Source organism: Tepidanaerobacter sp. EBM-38, from assembly GCA_001896545.1.
Classification (GTDB): domain Bacteria; phylum Bacillota; class Thermosediminibacteria; order Thermosediminibacterales; family Tepidanaerobacteraceae; genus Tepidanaerobacter.
Window position 1 is genome coordinate 39,089 of record MPOT01000017.1, and the last position, 7,283, is coordinate 46,371.

The 7,283-nt window shown below is 37.0% G+C and carries 7 protein-coding genes and 1 other RNA gene; 5 read left to right on the forward strand and 3 right to left on the reverse strand.

Annotated features, from left to right (window positions below; translation table 11 throughout):
- The first annotated feature begins 14 nt into the window (after positions 1 to 14).
- The 5 genes from BUC45_RS01110 (at position 15) to ssrA (ending at position 4,196) form a co-directional block, all read left to right on the forward strand.
- Complete coding sequence (locus tag BUC45_RS01110) at positions 15 to 1,328, forward strand: PTS sugar transporter subunit IIC (protein ID WP_296969592.1); 1,314 nt, start codon at positions 15 to 17, stop codon at positions 1,326 to 1,328.
- A 25-nt stretch (positions 1,329 to 1,353) separates the two neighbouring features.
- Positions 1,354 to 1,662 (forward strand): PTS sugar transporter subunit IIB, encoded by a 309-nt coding sequence (locus tag BUC45_RS01115; RefSeq protein WP_296969594.1) that lies wholly within the window; start codon positions 1,354 to 1,356, stop codon positions 1,660 to 1,662.
- Positions 1,663 to 1,935: 273 nt separating this feature from the next.
- Complete coding sequence (locus tag BUC45_RS01120) at positions 1,936 to 2,586, forward strand: SGNH/GDSL hydrolase family protein (protein WP_013777592.1); 651 nt, start codon at positions 1,936 to 1,938, stop codon at positions 2,584 to 2,586.
- A 282-nt stretch (positions 2,587 to 2,868) separates the two neighbouring features.
- Entirely contained in the window at positions 2,869 to 3,732 is an 864-nt protein-coding gene (locus BUC45_RS01125) for a peptidylprolyl isomerase (RefSeq protein ID WP_366749437.1), read from the forward strand.
- A 114-nt stretch (positions 3,733 to 3,846) separates the two neighbouring features.
- Positions 3,847 to 4,196, forward strand: a transfer-messenger RNA (tmRNA) gene (gene ssrA, locus BUC45_RS01130).
- A gap of 144 nt (positions 4,197 to 4,340) precedes the next feature.
- Here ssrA and BUC45_RS01135 read toward each other — a convergent pair.
- The 3 genes from BUC45_RS01135 to nagB all read right to left on the reverse strand — a co-directional run bounded on the left by BUC45_RS01135 (position 4,341) and on the right by nagB (position 7,104).
- Positions 4,341 to 5,039, reverse strand: a complete 699-nt coding sequence (locus tag BUC45_RS01135; RefSeq protein ID WP_296969600.1) for a copper homeostasis protein CutC — start codon at positions 5,037 to 5,039, stop codon at positions 4,341 to 4,343.
- A 23-nt stretch (positions 5,040 to 5,062) separates the two neighbouring features.
- The gene (gene nagA, locus BUC45_RS01140) at positions 5,063 to 6,232 is read right to left on the reverse strand and encodes an N-acetylglucosamine-6-phosphate deacetylase (protein WP_013777589.1); all 1,170 of its coding nucleotides are present in this window, start codon (positions 6,230 to 6,232) and stop codon (positions 5,063 to 5,065) included.
- 137 nt (positions 6,233 to 6,369) lie between these two features.
- The gene (gene nagB, locus BUC45_RS01145) at positions 6,370 to 7,104 is read right to left on the reverse strand and encodes a glucosamine-6-phosphate deaminase (RefSeq protein WP_013777588.1); all 735 of its coding nucleotides are present in this window, start codon (positions 7,102 to 7,104) and stop codon (positions 6,370 to 6,372) included.
- Positions 7,105 to 7,283 lie beyond the last annotated feature (179 nt).

A 7,283-nucleotide genomic window follows, 5' to 3' on the forward strand; every position in this document is an offset into this window, starting at 1 on the left:
AAAGGAGCTTTGAAATGAATAAAGTACAAGATTTTCTCGAGAAAAAGTTATTACCTTTTGCCGTAAAATTAGCCGGTCAGCGGCATTTAGCAGCTATACGTGACGGATTTATTTCATTTATGCCCTTCTTAATCATTGGTTCTATATTTATAATTATTCAAGATTTTCCTGCTCCCGGCTGGCAAGAGTTGCAGACAAAGCTATTTGGGCCTGGATTCAATCAATTTATAATACTGCCTAAAAGAGTCACCTATGATATAATGTCAATATATATAGTAGCGGCAGTGGCATATAAGTTGGCTCAATCTTACAAAATAGATGCTTTCTCTGCATCGCTTTTAGGTATTGCCTCTTTTATACTTGTAACCCCTATTACTACAACGATTGAAATTAATAATACAGTTCATACCGTTGAAAAGGTTATAACGGTAGGAGGCTGGTATGGAACTCAGGGATTGTTAGTTGCACTGCTGGTAGCAATAGTATCAACTGAAATCTTTAATTACTTTATTAAAAAGGGTATTATCATAAGAATGCCTGATGGAGTCCCACCAGCGGTCAGCAGAGCTTTTTCAGCCCTTATTCCGGGATTTGTATTAATTGTTTTTATGCTATTGGTTCGCCTTGCTTTTCTCCAAACACCTTACGGCTATATTCATGAATTTATTTATAAAATAGTTGGGGCGCCTATGACTGCTTTAGTGGCTAATAATCTTTGGGGAGCAGTAGGCACTGTTTTTGCAATCTCACTGCTGTGGTGCATAGGTTTAAACGGTGGAGCAATCGTAAATGGCATCCTAAGGCCATTTTGGGTACCTCTGCAGGAAGCTAATATGGCAGCAATTGAACAAGGCCTTCCTATTCCAAATATTATTACAGAACAATTTTTTGACATGATTTGGATAGGGGGAGCTGGAGCTACGCTGGCGGTAGTGTTTTTGCTCATATTAAGAGCTAGGTCCAAGCAGTATAAAGAACTTGGAAAATTGTCACTAGCTCCGGGTTTGTTCAACATTAACGAACCTATCATGTTTGGCCTTCCGGTAGTTCTCAATCCTATTATGATGATACCTTTAATACTAGGTCCTGTAGCTATAACAATAGTGAACTACTTTGCTATGGCAGCTAATATCGTAGCAAGGCCTACGGGAGTCATTCTCCCTTGGACTACACCGCCGATAATACAGGGATTTCTAATCACCGGCCATTGGAGTGGAGCTGTTCTTCAAATCATAGATATCCTAATTGTAGGAGCAATATGGTGGCCCTTTATAGCAATGATTGATAAGCAGAAATATGAAGAAGAGCAGTCATTAAGTGATAAATAAATTATTGCTCATATGGAGGAAGCTTATGAAAATATATCTTGTATGTTATGCAGGTATGTCCACCAGCTTATTATTAACGCGCATGGAAAAGGTTGTAGAAGAAAGAAATTTAGATGTGGAAATTCAGGCTATTGCGGCTACTCAAATTCACGAAGTGCTAGAAGATGCCGATGTAATACTTTTAGGACCCCAAGCGCGATATCTTTTAAAGGACATCCAGGAAATTGCGGATAAAAAGGGAATCCCGGTTGATGTTATTGATTCTATAACTTATGGAACAATGAATGGGGCCAAGGTCCTTGATATGGCTTTGAATCTTGTGAAAAATAACTGATTTAAAAAACCGTCTGCAAAAATTTCAATTGCAGGCGGTTTTTTAAATTCTATGTATAATATACCACCATAGCTGTGCGCATTCTCAAAAAGCCTATAGAATGGAGTAATTACAAGAGCCAGCTTTTTTATATTTGTCATTAACGAATCTGATTGAAAAAGCCTTGAAAACCTTTATAAATATCTCATGCAAAGATGTATATATACATTTCTCTTGATTTACATGTTATGATATAAGTAAATGCAAAATTTATTATATGAGGTGAGTAAACTAATGAAGACTATACTTTGCTATGGCGATTCAAACACTTGGGGGTATAAACCTGATGGAACCGGCAGATACCCGAAGCATATACGCTGGACCGGTGTATTGCAAAATGAACTTGGGGAAGACTACGATGTTATCTCTGAAGGCTTAAACGGCAGGACTACTGTTTGGAATGATCCGGTTAGAGGTGAATATAGAAATGGAAAAGCCTATTTATTGCCATGCTTGCATACTCATAAGCCCATAGATTTGGTAGTATTATTTTTAGGAAGCAATGATTTAAAATACAGGTTTAGTGTAACCTCTACTGAAATAGCGCAGAGTGTAGAAATGCTGGTAAATATTATTAAAAAAAGTGAAACAGGCCCTAATTTAGATTCACCAGAAATCCTTGTCATAATCCCGCCTCCAATTCTGATTCCTAAAGAAGCTAGGCAAGTGGATTATCTGATTCCTGAGTTTGAAAAAACCGTAGAAAAAAGCAAGCATTTTCCTCAACAATTTGCAGCAGTATTGAGTGGGCAATGCCATTTACTAGATTCGTCTAAATTTATCTCAACCAGCAAAATAGATGGTATGCATTTAGATCCAGAAAGTCATGCCATATTGGGAAAAGAAGTTGCAAAATATATAAAAGAACATATATATGTTTCTTGAATTTTATGGTCTTTTCTGTTAACTTCACGCATCGTTAAGGCTTCTAATATAATTTCACTTATTTTCACTTATTTTTATTCATCATTATTCACAATCTATATGACATAATTATATATAGTAGTTAGAAGCATTTTTAAAGGTCAAAAAACATATCTCCAGCATTAAAGCTTTTAATAAGTTGTAGACACAATTACTTAAAAACTGATATACTATTAGATAGTCAAAAAATATTACAGTTAAAGGGTGAGGACAATTTTAATTAAGCACAAAAAAATTCTAGCTTTGGTCATACTTTTATCATTGGCAATACCATTAATTTTATCTGCTTGCGCTACAAGCGCATCGTCAAATAAGACAAAAGATAATGTAGTTGCACGTGTAAATGGTGAAGTTATTACAAAGGATGAGCTATATGAAGTTTTGGTCAAGGAAAATGGCAAGGCAGCTCTAAATTCATTAATTGTAAATAAAATAATTGAGCTTGAGGCTAAAAGTCAGGATATTAAAATAGCTGAGGAAGATATACAAAAAGAGATAGATAAGTTAGCAGAGCCGTATGGCGGCGAGGAAGGATTTACGCAATTCCTTGAAATATACGGTTACTCATTAGATGAAATAAAGAACAATATTAAGACGAACTTAAACGTTAAAAAGCTGCTTGAACCAAATATTAAAATAGAGGAAAATGAAATAAAAAGTTACTTTGATGCAAATAAAGAAAGTTTCGATACGAAAGAGCAGGTAAAGGCAAGTCATATCCTGGTTGACAGTGAAGATAAGGCAAAGGAAGTTAAAGAAAAGCTGCTAAACGGTGAAGACTTTGCCGAGCTTGCAAAAAATTATTCAATAGATACTGCAAATAATCAGCGAGGCGGCGAATTAGGTTTTTTTACAAGGGGAGAAATGACACCGGAGTTTGAAAATGCTGCTTTTTCATTAGAGGTAGGCAAAATCAGTGAACCGGTAAAAACAGAATTTGGATATCATATTATCAAGGTTGAAGATAAGAAACAGGCAAAAGAAGCAACGTATGAAGAAAGCAAAGAAGATATAAGAAATATTTTATTAGAAGAGAAATTATCGGCTTCCTTCAGCACTTGGATTCAGGATAAATTCGATGAATATAAAATAGATATCCTTTTATAATTTATCGTTTATAGTCTCTAATTGCCAAGCCCGGTATTTTAATGTCCAAGCAGTTCATCTTCTTGATATTTTACTTTTTTTGTTATATAATAGGTATGTAAACAACTTAATAAGGGGGGCGTTTGGTTTCGACGGGGGTGGCAGTGGTAAGAGCTGCAGGCCGAGCTTTCCGACTCGTAAATCCGGAAGCGAATTTAAACGCCAATAACGATTTAGCTTACGCTGCTTAATTAAAGCGGTGCGTCCTTCCTTGGCTTTGCCCGAGAGCCGGGGATAAGGGCGTCAAAAAGTCGGGATTTTCTTTTGGCATTGCTCTGGTGCTAAAAGAGAAACTTACAGAGCTGGCCGAGCTTTAATCCTTCCCTCAGGAGTAAAGCCGGCAAGATTTAAAATGAGGGATAAGCTTGTAGACGCTCTTATTGATGTACCTCCGGACAGGGGTTCGATTCCCCTCGCCTCCACCATAAAAGAACTTAAATATTGATATAAATATAAACCTCTTGATTTCAAGAGGTTTTGTTATTTTATAGATAAATTTGAGATTAAATTTTCATATACTTTCTTGCATTCGCAAGACCTTAAGCTAATATTTGGAATTACAGCAGATTTTAAGCGTTGAGACTTGTAATCCTTGTATACTCCTCTGCTACTTCTCTCAGCTTTTCGCAGCTAATATCCAAAGTGCAAGAGTCGTTTATTCTAACTGCAGTGCCGAAATGCACTTCAGATATCCCTGTTTTTTCAATAACAGGCCTTAAAATTTCTTTTGTCATGCCTCCGCCTGCCATAATTGCAAGCTTTCCCTCGCCGGCCTCAGCCATCCGGCGGATTACATCGAGGTTGTCTATAATTTTGCCCTTTCCGCCAGAGGTTAAAATACGGTTGATCTGAGGGTACTTTGTTAGAATTTTAACGCTCTTCACTAAGTCATTAGTTTCCTCAATTGCCCTGTGAAATGTCACGTCAAGACCTTCTGCTGCTTCCAGCAATTTTTCTAAATTTTCTTCAGCGATATTGCCATTTTCATCTATCATGCCTATAACGATTCCGTTTGCTTTAAGCTCTTTTACAATTTCTATGTCTTCTCTCATAATCTCTATGTCTTCTTTGCTGTATACAAAAGATTTGGCATGGGGACGAATCATTACATTAACAGGAATGGTAACTTTTTCAACTACATTTTTAATAAGGGCATAGCTTGGTGTAAGCCCTCCCTCAGTAAGACTTGACACCAACTCTATCCTTTGGCCGCCACAAGCCTCTATTTTTAGTGCATCATCAATACATGTCGCTATAACTTCCAACATATCTTATCACCTCTACACTTTCTTTAGTATGCTTTTACAACATTTAAAATGTTGAGCTCTTCATCAAAAATTATAAGGTCTGCATCTTTTCCTATTTCTATACTGCCTTTGTATCTATCTATGCCGATAGCTCTGGCCGGATTTAAACTGGCCATGCGCACAGCATCCTGTAAAGGCACCCCCACCATTTTCACCATGTTATACACAGCTTGATTTAGCGTAAGTGTTGAACCGGCTAAAGTACCATCTATAAGCCGGGCTTGTCTATCTTTTACTATAACTTTTTGTCCGCCCAAGGTGTATTCCCCATCTTGAAGACCTGCTGCCATCATAGAGTCAGAGATAAGTATGACTTTATCTTTGCCCTTTGCATTTACAACTAGCCTCATAGCACCCGGGTGTAAATGAATGCCGTCACAAATCATCTCACAGTATACTCTTTCATCAGTCAGCGCAGCCCCGGCAATTCCCGGCTCTCTGTGCGTAAAACTTTTCATGCCATTAAAAATATGGGTAACCTGTGTTGCTCCATGATCAAAAGCATTTTTTGCAATCTCAAAAGAGGCATCACTGTGACCTGCTGATACCGTTATGCCTTGACTATGTAAAAAACTTACCGCTTCCATGGCATACGGAAGTTCTGGTGCTAATGCCACTACTTTTATAGAGTTTCCTGATAGTTTAATTAAATCCACAAGTTCGTCAATATCCGGGTTTTTTAGGTATTCAGGCGATTGAGCCCCTTTTTTAGCCAAAGAAAAATACGGTCCCTCAAGATACAACCCCAAAACTTCTGCCTGCGGATTGTTTGAGATGTCTAAGGTTCCGTGTTTTTGTTGTACCATATAGTCAGATACATTTTTTATAGCTTTTTTTGTATCCGCAGTTGATGCTGTCATAGTTGTAGCCAAAAATCCTGTTACACCGTTTTTACTGTGAAATCGGGCCATTGCATCCAGTGCTTCAAATGTGGCATCCATGGTATCATGTCCTGAATTTGCATGTGTATGAATGTCTATAAAACCCGGTGAAAGATAGTTCCCTTTGGCATCTATTATTTCATCAAAACCGCCTTCTTCTAATGTTCCCGCTGGCGCTATATGCTTTATTTTAGTTCCTTCAACAGCCAGTTCAAAACCATATAATATCTCATAAGGTGTAATGATATTGGCACTTTTTATAAAAAGACTCATTAAGCTTCCTCCTGTTTTTATTCTAGTACTTTAATATATTTTACCATAGAAAGGTTGATTGTAAAAAATACTTTTCACTTTCGTAAATAAAAAACGCCAGGAGAAAATTGCTCTTGGCGTTTTATCTAGCTTTTATTTTATCTCTTGCACAGCGATGCTGCTTCTTCATCCATTATTATTGTTACATCGGGATGAAGCATGAGTAATGACGCGGGAACTTTTGTAGTTACAACATCGCTATTAAGAAGTTTTGCCATGATTTCGGCTTTATTCTTACCACTTGCCAACAGCAGAATTTTTTTGGCTTTCATTATGGAGCCAATACCCATGGTTATAGCTTTTGTGGGAACTTCTTCTGGCGAATCAAAAAAACGGGAATTTGCTTTAATTGTATCTTCTGTAAGGTCGGTTAGGTGTGTTCCTAGAACCAATTCCTCTGCAGGCTCATTAAAACCTATATGACCATTTACACCGATTCCCAGTAGTTGTAAGTCTATGCCGCCATATTTTTCGATTTCTTCATCGTACTGTTTGCAGTAAGTTTCGACATCTGATACCAAGCCGTTTGGTATGTGGACATTTTCTTTTTTTATATTTACATGGTTGAAAAGATTCTCGAACATGAAATAATTATAGCTCTGGGGATTATCAGAAGCAAGGCCATAATATTCGTCTAGATTAAAGGATACTGCCTTGGAAAAATCCAATCCTTCTTCCTTATGCATCCGGATAAGCTCCTGGTATGTCCCTATAGGAGTGCTTCCTGTAGCAAGCCCAAGAACTAAATCAGGTTTTTGTTGTATTTCATTAGCAAAAATTTGAGCTGCCTTTTTACTCATGGCTGAATAATCTTTCTCAATAAATACCTGCATTATATTACCTCCTGTCAGTTTTTAGACTGTCCATAAAAGATTATATCACTATGAAAAGTTATTGTATACTTATTTACACAATGAGCTTTTTGCTTTGTGACCTTTTTTATTCTCAACCATAATTTTACAGCTATATTTTCTCCATTTAATACGCTCAAAAAAGGTTTTTATTAGGTCAA